Genomic DNA, 13,613 nt, shown 5'->3' with positions numbered 1-13,613 from the left:
AATAACCATGCGTCGCTTATTTTTTTCCGTTTTACTCTCCAGCCTGTTCGCAGGCACCGCCCACGCCGATTTCACCATTCCCGGCTTTGAGCTCGTGCACACTTCGCCCGTGGAAACGAGCTTGACCAATCCCGACCTGCGCGAGCCCGTCGCCGTGTGGAGCGAGTTGTTTGATTCGGCCAAGAAAGAAATCGTCATCGCCCAGTTCTATGCCGTCAGCAAGCCGGGCACGGCTTTTGACAAGGTGCTGGCCAGTTTGACGGCGGCCGGCCAGCGTGGCGTGAAAATCCGCTTCCTGCTGGACCAGAAGGGCGTGGGCCTGTCGGAAGCGGCGACCATCGCCCAGATCAAGGCGATTCCGAACCTGGACTTGCGCCTCATCGATTTCAATAAAATCACGGGCAACGGCATCGTGCACGCGAAATACCTGGCCGTCGATGGCCAGGTGGCGTACATCGGCAGCCAGAATTTCGACTGGCGCTCGTTCGAGCACATCCATGAGACGGGCTTGAAGATCACGGAACCAGCCATGGTGGGCCAGGTACAAGCCATTTTCGAGCAGGATTGGCAAGCCCAGGCATTGACGTCGCAAGGCGGCCGCGCCACGGTGCTCAACAGCAAGGTGGTGCCGGCCAACTACGCGCAAAACGCCTTTTTGCTGGCCAGCCCGAATGCGTACAACCCGACCGGCGTGGGCGACTCGGAAACGGGCTTGCCCGCCTTGCTGGCGGAAGCGAAAAGCGAAGTGCGCATTCAGCTGCTCGATTACGCGCCCCTGTCGTATGGTCCGAACCGCACGCGTCCGTATTACGCCGTGATCGACAACGCCGTGCGGGCAGCCGCCCAGCGTGGCGTGAAGATCAAGCTGATGGTGTCAGCCTGGAACACGGAAGCGCCCGCCATTGCCTATCTGAAAAGCCTGGCCCTGGTGCCGAACGTGGAAATCCGCATCGTGACGATTCCTGCCGCCTCGACCGGTTTCATTCCGTTCGCGCGCGTGATTCACAGCAAGACCATGAGCATCGACGGCAAGCTGGCCTGGGTCGGCACGAGCAACTGGGCGGGCGGCTATTTCGACTTGTCGCGCAACTTGGAAGTGGTGCTGCGCAACGACGCCATGGCTCAGCGTATTGCCGTGCTGCATGAGCAGACGTGGAGCTCGGTCTATGCGCAGCCCATCGACATCAACAAGCAGTATCCAAAACCGGCGAAGGCTACGCCGCAAGGCAAGGAGTAATGGTGAACATGAAAAAATTACTGAGCGTGCTGGCGCTGGGGGCCGCTTTCGCTTCCGGCAATGTGCTGGCGTGGGGCAATGATGGCCACCGCGCCGTGGGCGCCATCGCCGATCAATTGCTCAAGGGTAGCGCGGCACAAGCGCATATTGCCAAGTTGCTGTTGCCGGGCGAAAGCCTGGAAAAGATCGCCAACTGGCCCGATTGCGTGAAGGGCACCTATTGCGGGCCGCAATCGCCGGAAATGTTGACGTATGTGGCGGCAAACCCCAAGCATGGCGAATACCATTACACGAACGTGCCATTCCAGAATGCGCACTACCATGATCATGGCGTGGGCACGGCCGATGACGATATCGTGCAAACCTTGAAACAGGCGATCCTGGTGTTGCAGGGCAAGGCTGATGCTGCCAGCAATCCGCATGGCTTCAGCCAGCGCGAAGCACTGATCTTGATCACCCACCTGGTGGGCGATATCCACCAGCCATTACATGTCGGCAATGCGTTTCTCGGTAAGGATGGCCAGTTTTTCGTGCCCGCCACGCAGGTGCAGATTGACGACATCGCCATTTTCAACGCGCGTGGCGGCAACGACTTGCTGCTCGACGATGCGAAGATGACGGCGCTGTCGGACGCCGTGATTCCCGCGTCGCTGCCGGCCGAAGAGGGCGCGGCCAAGCCCTCCAGCGCGTATCCGAAGTCGCCCACCAAGCCCCTGCATTCGTACTGGGACACGACCGTGGTCGATTACGCCATGCGCCGCCTGAGCACGCGTACGCCGCAGCAGTTCGCCAGGACGGTGATCGCCAGCGCACCTGTGGTGAGCGCCAATAGCGGCGACCCCGCCACTTGGCCGTATCAGTGGGCCGATGCCTCGCTGGCGGCGTCAAAGATTGCTTTTACGGACGTGCTGGCCGGCCCGGCCATGCAGCAGACCAGCCGCAAGGGCGATGTCTATAAGGTGTGGACCTTGACGGTGCCGGACAACTATCCCGTGCCCAGCTCGGCGCTGGCGAAACAGCAGCTGATCGAGTCGGGCTATCACTTGGCGGCCGTGCTGCAGGCGATTTGGCCACAATAAGTTGGCCGCAATAAGATGAGGAATGGAAAGCGGCCTGCGGGCCGCTTTTTTCATGCCAAGGTGACGTTAATTCCCATTTCGCGGTAGGGTGCCAGTAGCGCATCGTCGACGTCGCGGTGCACGATGATATCGTTGACCTGGCTCAAGGGCGCGATTTGGAACGGCGAAGACGTGTTGAACTTTTCCGGCGAGGCCAGCACGATGGTGCGGCTTGACGCCTCGCTCAGGGCGCGTTTCACACACGCTTCTTCATAGTCTCCGGTGGTGATGCCCGCTTGCGGATGCAGGCTGGCCACGCCCATGAAATACAGGTCGGCGCGGATGCGGGCTATCGCTTCCACGGTGGCCGCACCGACACCCACGATCGAGTGCTTGTACAGGCGTCCGCCCAGCATCAGCACTTCGATCGATGGGTGATTCACCAGTTCGACGGCAATCGACGGACTGTGCGTGACGATGGTGGCGTGCAATTCGCGCGGCAGCTGGCGCGCCAGTTGCACGGCGGTCGTGCCACCATCGAGGAACACCACTTGTCCCGTTTGTATCATGGCGCCCGCTGCGCGGCCGATGGCGGGCTTGGCTTGCGGCGAAATCTGTTCGCGGGCCGAAAACGGCGCCAGCGCGGGAGAGCGGGACAGCAAGGGCAGGGCGCCACCGTGCACGCGTTCCAGCAATCCCTCTTTGGCCAACTCGCGCAGGTCGCGCCGTATCGTGTCTTCCGACAAGCCCAAGGCATCACTGACGGCCCTGGCGACGAGCTGCCCTTCACGCTGGAGCAAGTCCAGCAGGTATTGCTTGCGTTGCTGTGTGAGCATGATTTATCTTGTTAATTCTTGATATTGCACGAGTTTGCATGATAAAGTCGGCCAACGCAAGCACAAGGAGACACTATGCGCGAAGAAAATGTTGAGCAACAACGGGTGCGCATACAGGGCGTGGTAACCCTGTCGCACGACTGGTATTTATTGCAGAAAACCACGTTTGACTATCTGCGCCACGATGGCGAATGGCAGACGCAGACGCGGGAAACCTATGACCGGGGTGATGGCGCCACCATCCTGCTCTACAACAAAGCCAAACGCACGGTGATCCTGATCCGCCAGTTCCGCTTTCCCACGTATCGTGAGGGCCACGATGGCTTCCTGATTGAGTCAGCGGCCGGCTTGCTGGAAGAGGCCAGTGCCGAGCAGCGCATCCGCGCGGAAGTGGAAGAGGAAACCGGCTACCGGGTGGGGCAGCTGCAAAAGATCTTCCAGGCTTTCATGAGTCCCGGCTCCGTGACGGAGCGCTTGCATTTCTTCGTCGCCGAGTACGACCCCGCCAGCCGTATCGGCGACGGCGGCGGCTTGGCGCACGAGGGAGAAGACATCGAAGTGCTGGAACTGCCATTGGCGCAAGCGCTGCAGATGGTGGCCGATGGTCGCATCTGCGACGGCAAGACCATCATGCTGCTGCAGCATGCGCAGTTGCACTTGATGCCGCCAGCGCAAGAGATGCGGCGGGGCATGCAGATTCTGATTGCCGGTCCCTACCGCTCGGGCACGGGCGACGATCCGGTCTTGATTGCGCGCAATGTGGCGGCCATGGAAGCCGTCTGCCTGCCCTTGTACGCCGCCGGTCACATGCCCGTGCTCGGTGAATGGCTGGCTTTGCCCATGCTGGCGCTGGCTGGCTCAACCCAGGTGGGCGATGTCGTGTATGAGGAACTGTTCCACGCGCATGCGACGCGCCTGCTCAGCCATTGCGATGCCGTGCTGCGCATCGGCGGCGCTTCCCAGGGCGCGGACCAGATGGTCAATGTGGCGCGCAGCTTGGGTTTACGCGTATTTTTCTCGCTGGACGAGATTTCGCAGGCGTAAAAAAAGCGAAGCCTGCGGGCTTCGCTTTTTGTCAGTGCAGGCTAAAACTAGCGCGACTTTACAAAGGGGATACCGATAGCCTTTGGCGCGATAGATTTCGCCATCAAGCCTGCCAGCACGATCACGGTGACCACATACGGCACCATCTGGATCAGCGAGCCGGGGATGCGGCCCACGACCGGCAAGTCCACGCCTTCAATTTGAATCTGGATGGCGGCGAAGAAGCCGAACATCAGACAGCCGAGGAAAGTGTAGACGGGACGCCAGTTGCCGAACACCATGGCCGTCAGGGCCAGGTAGCCGGCGCCGGCCGACATGTCACGCAGGAAGAAACCGCTTTGCACGATGGCCAGGTAGGCGCCCGAGAACGAGCACAGGATGCCGGCCACCAGCATGGCCAGGTAGCGCGTCGCTTCCACGCTCACGCCTGCCGAGTCGGCCGCATGCGGGTTTTCGCCGCAGGCGCGCAGGCGCAGGCCGAAGCGCGTGTGGTACAGCAGCCAGTGCACGAGCGGAATCAGGAGGAACGCCACATACACAAGGATGGAATGGCCGCCGATCAGATGGGCATACACCCAGCCGATGAAGGGAATATGTTCCACATACTGCGTGCCCGGCAAGACCACGTCGAACAGCCGCGCCGAACCGAGGTCGGGCGTGCGACCGCCTTGCTGGAAGAAAAATTGCGCCAGCACGAACGTCAGTCCGCTCATGGCGATATTGATGGCCATGCCGGCCACCAGTTGATTGCCCTTTTGCGTGATGCTGACATACGCCTGCAGCAGGGCCAGGGCGACGCAGACCAGCATGCCGGCAGCCATGCCGTAATACGGGTTTTGCGTCGTGTAGGCCACGGCGGCGGAAGCGAAGGCGCTGGCCAGGATCTTGCCTTCCAGGCCGATGTCGATCATGCCGCTGCGTTCGGCAAACAGGCCGGCCATGGCGGCAAAGATCAGGACGGGCGCATTGCGCACGGTCGATACCAGGATGCTGGCGAAATGAAAGTCGTCGAGTGTCATGGTGTTAGCCTTTGGTGCGCTTGAGCAGGGCGGAAATGGCCGGTGCGTAGAAGTTTTCCATGGCGCCGCAGAACAGGATGATCAAGCCCTGGATGAAAATGAACGTTTCCGTCGGGATATTCGGTTTTTCCAGTGACAAGTCAAAACCACCCTGTATCAGCGCGCCAAACAGTACGGCGGACAAAAAGATGCCGACCGGATGCTGGCGGCCCATCAAGGCGATGGCGATACCGATGAAGCCGGCGCCACCGACGAAGTTGAGCGACAGGTAATGGGTCGAACCCATGATGGAATTGACGGAACCCAAGCCCGCCAGCGCGCCGGAGATCAGCATGACGATGATGATCATCTTGCTGATCGATACGCCCGCATAGTGGGCCGCATGCTTGTTGAGGCCCGTGGCGCGCAGCTTGAAACCCCACGACGAGCGCCAGACCATCACGCCGTAGATCACCAGTGCGGCGATCGCCAGGATAAAGCTGATGTTCAGCGGTGTATCGCCCAAGGATGGGAACCAGGTGGAGAGGCGCGGCATTTCGCCGCTTTCCGCAAACACGCGGCTGGCCGTGTTTTGTTCGCCTGGCGGTATCAGGTATTTCACGATCACAAAGTTCATCAGGCTGGCGGCGATGAAGTTGAACATGATGGTGGTGACGACGATATGGCTGCCGCGCTTGGCTTGCAAGTAGCCGGGCAGCAAGCCCCACAGCGCGCCGAACAGGGCCGCGCCGAGCATGGCCGCAGGAATCAAGAGCCAGGCGGGCAGGGTCTGGTCGAAGGCCAGCATGGCCACCGTCAATCCCAGGCCGCCGATATACATCTGGCCTTCGGAACCGATATTGAACAGGCCGGCCTGCATCGCCACGGAAACCGACAGGCCCGTGAAAATGAAGGTGCTGGCGTAGAACAGGGTGTAGCTCAAGCCTTCCGGATTGAGGATGGCGCTGTTGACGAGGATGCCCAGCGATTCGGCCGGATCTTCGCCCAGCATATAAATGACCAGGGCGGCGACCAGCAAGGCCGACAGCAGGTTTAACATGGGCATGACAAAGGCTGTCGCCCAGCGTGGCAAGTCGTTATTCATGATTTATGCATTCCCCCCATCAACAGGCCGATGCGGGTGGTATCGAATTCTTCAATTTTCAGTTCGCCGGTGATGCGTCCGCCGCACATGACCAGAATGCGGTCGGCCAGCGCCCGCACTTCTTCCAGTTCGACGGACACCAGCAGGATCGCCACGCCCGCGTCGCGCAGGGCCAGCAATTGCGTATGGATGCTTTCGATGGTGCCGATGTCGACGCCGCGCGTGGGCTGGCCCACCAGCATCAGTTTCGGCTTGGCCAGTACTTCGCGCGCGATCACCACCTTTTGCTGGTTGCCGCCCGACAACAAGCCGATGCGCAGGTCCGGATTGGCCGGCCGCACGTCGAAGGTTTTCAGCAATTCCGCGCAGCGGGCGCCGATGGCCTTGAAGTTGAACAGGCCCCAGCGGTTTTTCAGGTGATCCTGGTAGCCGAGGATGGTGTTTTGCATGACGGAGAAATTCTTCACCACGCCATCGCGCAAACGGTCTTCCGGAATGTGGGCGATGCCCAGCTCGCGGAAGGCCAGCGGCAAGCCGTCGGCATCGTGGCGCTTGGCAAATGGCAAGTCCTTGTCCAGGAAGCGCAGCTTGCCCGAGGTGGGCAAGCGCATGCCGGACAGGATTTCCAGCAGCTCGCTCTGGCCATTGCCGGAAACCCCTGCGATGGCGACGATTTCGCCGGCGCGCAAGTTGAAGCCGATGTCGGCCAGCAGTTTGACCTGTTGCGCGTCGGCCAGTTGCAAGCCATCGACTTCCAGCACCGTGGCGCCCGGATTGTAGGGTGCACGGGGCAGATGGCTCTGGATGGGGCGGCCCACCATCATATTGGCGAGTTCCTCTTTCGATGTGGTCGCAGTGGCAACGGCGCCCACCACCGTGCCGCCGCGCATGACGGTGACGTTGTCGGTGATTTCCAGGATCTCTTGCAGCTTGTGCGTAATCAGGATGATGGTTTTGCCTTGCTCCTTGAACAGGCGCAAGATTTCAAACAGCGAGGCCGTTTCCTGCGCCGTCAGCACGGCCGTCGGCTCGTCGAGGATCAGGATATTGGCGCTGCGGTAAATCTGCTTGAGGATTTCCACGCGCTGCTGCGCCCCGACGGAGAGGTCTTCGATCTTCGCCAGCGGGTCAACGTCGAGGCGGTAGCGCGCGCAAATCTCGCGCAATTTGGCTTCCGCTTCCGTGCGGTGGCTGGCCAGGCGAAAACCGCCTTCCGTGCCCAGCATGATATTGTCGAGGACGGTGAAGTTCTCGACCAGCATGAAATGCTGGTGCACCATGCCGATGCCGAGATTGATCGCTTCCTGGCTGTTGCGGATAGGCTGTACTTTTCCGTCGAGCAAGATTTCTCCGCCGTCGGCACGGTAATACCCGTACAGGATGCTCATCAAGGTCGATTTGCCGGCGCCGTTTTCCCCCACCAGGCCGTGGATACTGCCCTTGGCGATGGAGAAGCTGATGTCGGCGTTCGCCTTCACATGTCCAAACTGCTTGGAAATGCTGCGAAATTCTACTGCTGGCTGCATAGGTTCATAACTGGATAGTTTCATGGAAACGCGCCGCGCGGAGACAGGCCCCGGCGGCGCGCTAGAAGATACGGAGAAAAATTAAACCGGGCAGCTGCTGCCGACGCGGTAATCGATCACTTTGATCTTGCCATCGATAATGTCCTTACGCGCACCCAACACGCGCTTTTCGATTTCTGGCGTAATCAGCTTGCGGTTGTTCGCATCGAGCGCCCAATCCACGCCGCCTTCTTTCAAGCCTTTATAGCTGACGCCGCCCTTCCAGGTGCCGTTCTTGACTTCCATGAAGCTGTCATACACGGTGTTGTCGACGCGCTTGACCATCGAAGTCAGGATACTGCCCGGGTACAAACCATTCTGGTTTGAATCGACGCCGATCGCCAGCTTGCCTTTTTCCTTGGCCATTTGCAGCGTGCCCATGCCGCTGCCGCCGGCCACGGCGAAGACGACGTCGACGCCGCGTTCGAATTGCGAGCGGGCCAGTTCGCCGCCCTTGGCCGGGTCATTCCAGGCGCCGGACGTGGTGCCGACCATGTTTTGCGTGATTTCCGCTTTCGGATTGACGGCTTTGACGCCTTGCGCGTAGCCGCAGGCGAAGTTGCGGATCAGGGGAATATCGATGCCGCCGATGAAGCCGACTTTCTTGCTCTTGCTGGCCATGGCCGCAGCCACGCCCACCAGGTAGGAGCCTTCTTCTTCCTTGAAGACGACGGAATTGACGTTGCTGCCAGCGGCCTGACCGTCGATCAGCACGAATTTCACATTCGGGAATTCCTTGGCGACCTTTTGCACGGCTTGCGTTTGCGCAAAGCCGATGGCGGCGATCATGTCGAGTTTCTTGCGGGCCAGGCCGCGCATGACTTGTTCGGCTTGCGTATCGCTCGATGCCTGGACTTCGATGAAGGAAATGCCTGTGTCTTTTTTGAAGCGCGATGCGCCTTCGAAAGCGGATTGGTTGAACGACTTGTCGAACTTGCCGCCCGCGTCATACACGACACCCAGTTTTGGGGTAGCCGCGGACGCTTGAGCAGTCAGAAATACGGCTGCGATCGTCAAACTAAATTGTGTAAGTTTCATGAGTGGCTCCTGGAAGATCGATATTGTATATTTTTTATAGGTGAAACATATAATTTGGGGCCGATTTAGCCTGTTTTTGATGCACGAGGCGATGATTCCTTATCAACATTGCACTGTATTACACAAGATCATTGCTGGCCTTGTCTGCTTTTATGTCGTCAGTGTGATGCTCATGCAACAGTCGCGCCCCGTCTCTTTTATCGTTACAACATCGAATGGGCTGCCGGAATGGGCTGGGATGCGCCGTCAATGGACGGGCAGGGCAGGCACGGAACCGGCGCCGCGATGGGCGTCCGAATCACTATGCATCATGCCAGATATGTATGACAAATACGTTTTTGTTTAACTATTTATATGAAAGTCATATAAATTGGCCGCAGTCAGACCGGGCCGCGTCAGGCTGACGGGGGATTGATGATATTCAGGAAGGCCCGCACGACGGGCGCGTCGTCGAGCGTGGTGTAGCTGATATACAGGTTGGCCGATGGCGGATTGGTCTTGATCGGCAGGAAGACGACGCCGGGCCAGCCGATGCGGCTCGTCGTTTCCGGCACCAGGGTCACGCCCAGGCCCGCACCCACCATGGCTAGCAGGGTTTGCGGTTCGCTCGCTTCCTGGAAAATCACGGGTTCGAAACCGGCATTGATGCAGCATTGCACCAGGTAACGGGGAAAGGCAGATTTGTCGAGGTTCAGCGTGAGCATGGGCTCGTGGGCGATGTCGATCAGTTCGATGGCCGTGTTTTTTGCCAGCGGATGGTGTTCGTTGACAGCCACGCAGACGTTTTCGCGGAAGCATAGTTCCTGGCGTAAATTATCGTGACGCAAGTCGTCGTCGTTGAGCTTGGGTTCGCGCCAGAAACCCACGTCGATCTGCTTGGCGCGCAAGGCTTCGTATTGCACCGTGGGACCGAATTCATGGATGGTCCAACTGACGCGGGGGAATTTGGTCTGGAATTCTTCCAGCAGGCTGGGGATGGGACCCCACATGGCCGAGCCGACGATGCCCACGCGCAAGCGGCCCACTTCGCCGCGGTCGATCTGGCGGATGGTGTCGATGGTCATGCGCATCTTGGCCAACAGGTCGGCTGCCTCGTTCATCAGCGCCTTGCCCGCCACGGTCAGCTCGAAGGTGCGCGTGGTGCGCGCAAACAGGCGCACGCCCAGTTCGCTTTCCAGTTTCATGATCTGCTGGCTCAGGGGCGGCTGCGAGATATGCAGGCGCTCGGCGGCGCGGCTGAAGCTTTTCTCCTCGGCAACGGCAAGAAAATACTTTAACTGTTTCAGATCGATGGACATGCTTTCCTTGGCGTTGCGTCTTGCTAGGCGATGGAACGGCGCGCGAACCCGTGAAGGCGCACGCGCTTTCTTTACAGCGGTCCTATTATCGTGCCACGACTGCCTGCATGGCAATGGCCAGCGCGGTGCCGACTTGGGCATTGTGCTTGACGAGGGCGATATTCGTTGCCAGGCTGCGCCCGTCCGTCAACTGCTTGATGCGCGACAACAGGAATGGCGTGACTTGCTTGCCCTTCACGCCGCCCGCGTCCGCTTCCTGCAGCGCCTGCGTGGTGATCGCGTCGATTTCTTCCTTGGGCATGGCTTGCGCGGCCGGCACGGGGTTGCTGACGATCACGCCGCCTTTCAAGCCAAGCTGCCACTTGGTGCCGATGAAGGCCGCCTGCTCGGCAGCGGTATCGAGGCGGAAATCCGCGTTGAAGCCGCTTTCGCGCGTGAAGAAGGCGGGGAAGCCTTCCTGGCCCACGCTGATGACGGGCACGCCATGCGTCTCCAGGTATTCCAGGGTCAGGCCGATGTCGAGGATGGATTTGACGCCCGCGCAGACGACGGCGACGGAGGTTTGTGCCAGTTCCTGCAAGTCGGCGGAAATGTCGAAGCTGGTTTCCGCGCCGCGGTGCACGCCGCCGATGCCGCCCGTAACGAACACGGAAATACCCGCCAGTTCCGCGCAAATCATGGTGGCGGCCACGGTGGTGGCGCCCAGTTTGCGTTGCGACAAGACGAACGGCAGGTCGCGGCGGCTGACTTTCATGGCGTCGGGCGAGGTGCCCAGCAATTCCAGTTGCTCGGGCGACAGGCCCACGCAGATCTTGCCGTCGATGATGGCGATGGTGGCCGGCACGGCGCCGCCGTCACGGATGATCTGTTCCACTTCGCGCGCCATTTCCACGTTTTGCGGATACGGCATGCCGTGCGAAATGATGGTCGATTCCAGCGCCACGATAGCCTTGCCGGCGGCGCGTGCGGCTAGCACTTCTTGCGAGAATGAGAGGAAATTATTCAATTGCGTCATGTGTCAATCCTGTTGAAAGAGGGTAGGGGGAGGTGGCGCCAGGTCGGCGTCGTCGATGTCGTCGAGCGCACCGGCCGAAATCAGGGGCGAGACGGTGGCGTCGGATTCCAGGGTCATGGCGGCCAGTTTCAGGCCGCGCCGGCACGCCAGTTTCAAGTCGCTGCTGTCGTGATACAGCGACCAGCAGACGGCGGCGGAAAACGCGTCACCGGCGCCCGTCACGTCGACGGCGTCCACTTCGCGCGCGGCCAGGTGCACGACCGGCGCGTCCGGGCTGTCGCCATGCGTGAAGTACACGCCTTCGCCGCCGCAGGTGACGATCACCTGGCGCGCACCCTGGCGCTGCACTTCGCGGCAGGCGGCGCGCACATCAAACGCCGTCGGCAAGGCCCGCGCCACGCGCGTTTCCAGTTCGCCCCGGTTGAGGATCAGCAAATGCAAGCCCGTCAGGTCTTGCGGCAAGTGCGCCATCTTTGGCTGCGAGACGGCGACGATGACCAGCGGCGTCGCGTGGGCAGCGTCCTGGCGCGCATCGGCCAGCAGCGCCTGCACGCTGTCGTGGCCCAGGTTCAGGTCGCAGACGGTGAGGGCGGCGGCGGCGCGCTGCGGCTGGCGGCTGTGCAAAAAGGCCGGGGTCAGCTGTTCGTAGAGTTGCATGTTGGCCATCGCCAGCAGCATTTCGCCATGTTCGTCGAGCACGGCCGTGTAGGTGCCGCTGCTGGTGTTGCTCAGATGCAAGCTGCCGCGCATGTCGATGCCCGCGTCTTCCGCATGCGTCTGCAGGGCGTGGCCGGCCGCATCGTCGCCCAGCGCCGTCAGCAGGGCCACGGGGATGGCCAGGCGGGCCAGGTTTTCCGCGATGTTGCGGCCTACGCCGCCAAACACCTCTTCCGAGCGCACGGGATTCGAGGTGCCCATCTGCAGGGTCGCCAGGGTGCGCATCTTGCGGTCGAGGTTGGCGGCACCGATGCACAGCACGGGGCGGCTGTCGGGCAGCACATAGGCGCGTCCCAGCAGCCGGCGCTCGCGGATCAATCCGGCGATATGGCCGGCGACGGCCGAGCGCGACAAGCCCAGCTCGCTCGCCAGGTCTTGCTGCGAGATGAAGGGGTTGTTGCGGATCAGCGTGTACAGCTGGTCTTTTTTATTGGTATCGGTCACAAGGTGTTCGCTGAAGGTTTAAACATTTGTCTTCGACTGTAAACATTTGTCTTAATAGTGTCAAGTTCGTGTCAAGCGGGCGCGAAAAGTGTTCGTATGGAGCTTGTATGCATGCATTTCCGGGGCATCGCAAGGGCGTGGCCGCCGCTGGCGGGCGAGCTCCTGCCTGGACTATAATACCGGCCATTTATATTTGAATTGTATAAATGGACAAGAAAAATGGTATTTGCCATACATATTCCGTTTGATGCATAGTGGCGGAAAATAGAAGCAATACGCATTTCGATATACCTGTAACAGCATACATACCCGATACCTGTGTCGCAGTCCCTCACCGGGCACGGCCACGCAGGCAGCAACCATCATCATTAGTCAATCAGAGGATAACCATGTCGAACAACGCCCCTTTCCACGCCGCCGAAATCATCCGTGCCCGCGCCCCAGAAAATTTCAAGCCGCGCGTGGCGATGATCCTCGGCTCCGGCCTGGGTGTGTTGGCCGAGCAGATGACGGACGCCGTCAGCATCAGCTTTGACGAATTGCCAGGTTTCCCGATCAGCACCGTGCACGGACATGCCGGCGAACTGGTGGTCGGCACCCTGTCGGGCGTCGCCGTCGTCTGCATGAAGGGGCGTGGCCACTTCTATGAAGGCTACGGCATGGGCGTGATGACGAGCGCCATCCGCACCCTGAAGCTGCTGGGCTGCGAAATGCTGTTCGTTACCAACGCCGCCGGTTCCCTGCGCCCTGAAGTGGACGCCGGCAGCCTGGTGGCCATCAGCGACCATATCAACCTGCTGCCAGGCACGCCGATGGTTGGCCCGAACGACGACCGCTTTGGCCCGCGCTTCTTCAGCATGGCCAACGCCTACGATGCCGAACTGCGCCAGCAAGTCAAGGACACTGCGGCCGCCAGCGGCATCACCCTGCACGAGGGCGTGTTCGTCGCCTACCCTGGCCCGAACTTCGAGACGGCCGCCGAAATCCGCATGATGGCCCGCCTGGGCGCCGACACGGTCGGCATGTCGGTGGTGCCGGAAGTGGTCTCGGCCCGCCATTGCGACCTGAAAGTGGTGGGCGTGTCCGTCATCACCAACCTGGCCGAAGGCATGTCGCCATTCGCCCTGTCGCACGAACAAACCCTGAAATACGCGGCCATCGGCGCGAAAGACCTGGTCAAGCTGATCCTGGCTTTCCTCTCCAAAGTTGCTGAAAAGCCGCAAGCCTAAGCACTTTTTTACGCAGTAGCGGCGCGCCG

General features: G+C 60.5%; 11 protein-coding genes and 1 pseudogene. 4 read left to right on the top strand and 8 right to left on the bottom strand.

Features of this window, described 5'->3' with window-relative positions; translation table 11 throughout:
• Positions 1-7 precede the first annotated feature (7 nt).
• A complete protein-coding gene (locus ACQ4W0_RS05355) occupies positions 8-1,237 on the top strand; it encodes a phospholipase D-like domain-containing protein (protein WP_436575818.1) in 1,230 nt (409 codons plus the stop codon).
• Between the two features lie 8 nt (positions 1,238-1,245).
• The gene (locus tag ACQ4W0_RS05350; protein WP_436575817.1) at positions 1,246-2,316 is read left to right on the top strand and encodes a S1/P1 nuclease; all 1,071 of its coding nucleotides are present in this window, start codon (positions 1,246-1,248) and stop codon (positions 2,314-2,316) included.
• A 50-nt stretch (positions 2,317-2,366) separates the two neighbouring features.
• Here the strand turns inward: ACQ4W0_RS05350 and ACQ4W0_RS05345 are convergent, their stop codons facing one another.
• On the bottom strand, positions 2,367-3,131 hold the full coding sequence (locus tag ACQ4W0_RS05345) for a DeoR/GlpR family DNA-binding transcription regulator (protein ID WP_436575816.1): 765 nt from the start codon (positions 3,129-3,131) through the stop codon (positions 2,367-2,369).
• A 75-nt stretch (positions 3,132-3,206) separates the two neighbouring features.
• Between ACQ4W0_RS05345 and ACQ4W0_RS05340 the strand changes: the two are divergent.
• Positions 3,207-3,791, top strand: a pseudogene (locus ACQ4W0_RS05340) (NUDIX domain-containing protein); the annotation flags it as partial.
• A gap of 431 nt (positions 3,792-4,222) precedes the next feature.
• Here ACQ4W0_RS05340 and ACQ4W0_RS05335 read toward each other — a convergent pair.
• The 7 genes from ACQ4W0_RS05335 to ACQ4W0_RS05305 all read right to left on the bottom strand — a co-directional run bounded on the left by ACQ4W0_RS05335 (position 4,223) and on the right by ACQ4W0_RS05305 (position 12,355).
• A complete protein-coding gene (locus tag ACQ4W0_RS05335) occupies positions 4,223-5,194 on the bottom strand; it encodes an ABC transporter permease (RefSeq protein ID WP_086145100.1) in 972 nt (323 codons plus the stop codon).
• A 4-nt stretch (positions 5,195-5,198) separates the two neighbouring features.
• A complete protein-coding gene (locus ACQ4W0_RS05330; protein WP_436575815.1) occupies positions 5,199-6,278 on the bottom strand; it encodes an ABC transporter permease in 1,080 nt (359 codons plus the stop codon).
• On the bottom strand, positions 6,275-7,804 hold the full coding sequence (locus ACQ4W0_RS05325; protein ID WP_436575814.1) for an ABC transporter ATP-binding protein: 1,530 nt from the start codon (positions 7,802-7,804) through the stop codon (positions 6,275-6,277). The genes ACQ4W0_RS05330 and ACQ4W0_RS05325 overlap by 4 nt, the downstream gene beginning before the upstream one ends.
• An 81-nt stretch (positions 7,805-7,885) precedes the next feature.
• Entirely contained in the window at positions 7,886-8,881 is a 996-nt protein-coding gene (locus tag ACQ4W0_RS05320) for a BMP family lipoprotein (protein ID WP_071079281.1), read from the bottom strand.
• Between the two features lie 395 nt (positions 8,882-9,276).
• Positions 9,277-10,179 (bottom strand): LysR family transcriptional regulator, encoded by a 903-nt coding sequence (locus ACQ4W0_RS05315; protein ID WP_436574189.1) that lies wholly within the window; start codon positions 10,177-10,179, stop codon positions 9,277-9,279.
• Positions 10,180-10,264: 85 nt separating this feature from the next.
• Positions 10,265-11,194: a pseudouridine-5'-phosphate glycosidase gene (locus tag ACQ4W0_RS05310; protein WP_436575813.1), complete on the bottom strand. Its 930-nt coding sequence runs from the start codon at positions 11,192-11,194 to the stop codon at positions 10,265-10,267.
• Between the two features lie 3 nt (positions 11,195-11,197).
• Positions 11,198-12,355 carry a carbohydrate kinase gene (locus tag ACQ4W0_RS05305; protein WP_436575812.1) on the bottom strand — a complete coding sequence of 386 codons (1,158 nt, stop codon included), beginning with the start codon at positions 12,353-12,355 and terminating at the stop codon, positions 11,198-11,200.
• A gap of 389 nt (positions 12,356-12,744) precedes the next feature.
• Between ACQ4W0_RS05305 and xapA the strand changes: the two genes are divergently transcribed.
• Positions 12,745-13,584: a xanthosine phosphorylase gene (xapA, locus tag ACQ4W0_RS05300; protein ID WP_436575811.1), complete on the top strand. Its 840-nt coding sequence runs from the start codon at positions 12,745-12,747 to the stop codon at positions 13,582-13,584.
• Positions 13,585-13,613 lie beyond the last annotated feature (29 nt).

This window comes from Janthinobacterium breve (assembly GCF_051380895.1).
Classification (GTDB): Bacteria; Pseudomonadota; Gammaproteobacteria; order Burkholderiales; family Burkholderiaceae_D; genus Janthinobacterium.
The sequence above is the reverse complement of the archived record's forward strand: the minus strand, read 5'-3'. Positions and strand labels throughout refer to the sequence as shown.

What these genes read in the sequence shown, in the direction of transcription:
- ACQ4W0_RS05330 (WP_436575815.1), bottom strand. Translation starts at nt 6,278, where the DNA reads ATGAATAACGACTTGCCACGCTGGGCGACAGCCTTTGTCATGCCCATG.
- ACQ4W0_RS05335 (WP_086145100.1), bottom strand. Translation starts at nt 5,194, where the DNA reads ATGACACTCGACGACTTTCATTTCGCCAGCATCCTGGTATCGACCGTG.
- ACQ4W0_RS05350 (WP_436575817.1), top strand. Translation starts at nt 1,246, where the DNA reads ATGAAAAAATTACTGAGCGTGCTGGCGCTGGGGGCCGCTTTCGCTTCC.
- ACQ4W0_RS05310 (WP_436575813.1), bottom strand. Translation starts at nt 11,194, where the DNA reads ATGACGCAATTGAATAATTTCCTCTCATTCTCGCAAGAAGTGCTAGCC.
- ACQ4W0_RS05345 (WP_436575816.1), bottom strand. Translation starts at nt 3,131, where the DNA reads ATGCTCACACAGCAACGCAAGCAATACCTGCTGGACTTGCTCCAGCGT.
- ACQ4W0_RS05355 (WP_436575818.1), top strand. Translation starts at nt 8, where the DNA reads ATGCGTCGCTTATTTTTTTCCGTTTTACTCTCCAGCCTGTTCGCAGGC.
- xapA (WP_436575811.1), top strand. Translation starts at nt 12,745, where the DNA reads ATGTCGAACAACGCCCCTTTCCACGCCGCCGAAATCATCCGTGCCCGC.
- ACQ4W0_RS05320 (WP_071079281.1), bottom strand. Translation starts at nt 8,881, where the DNA reads ATGAAACTTACACAATTTAGTTTGACGATCGCAGCCGTATTTCTGACT.
- ACQ4W0_RS05315 (WP_436574189.1), bottom strand. Translation starts at nt 10,179, where the DNA reads ATGTCCATCGATCTGAAACAGTTAAAGTATTTTCTTGCCGTTGCCGAG.
- ACQ4W0_RS05325 (WP_436575814.1), bottom strand. Translation starts at nt 7,804, where the DNA reads ATGCAGCCAGCAGTAGAATTTCGCAGCATTTCCAAGCAGTTTGGACAT.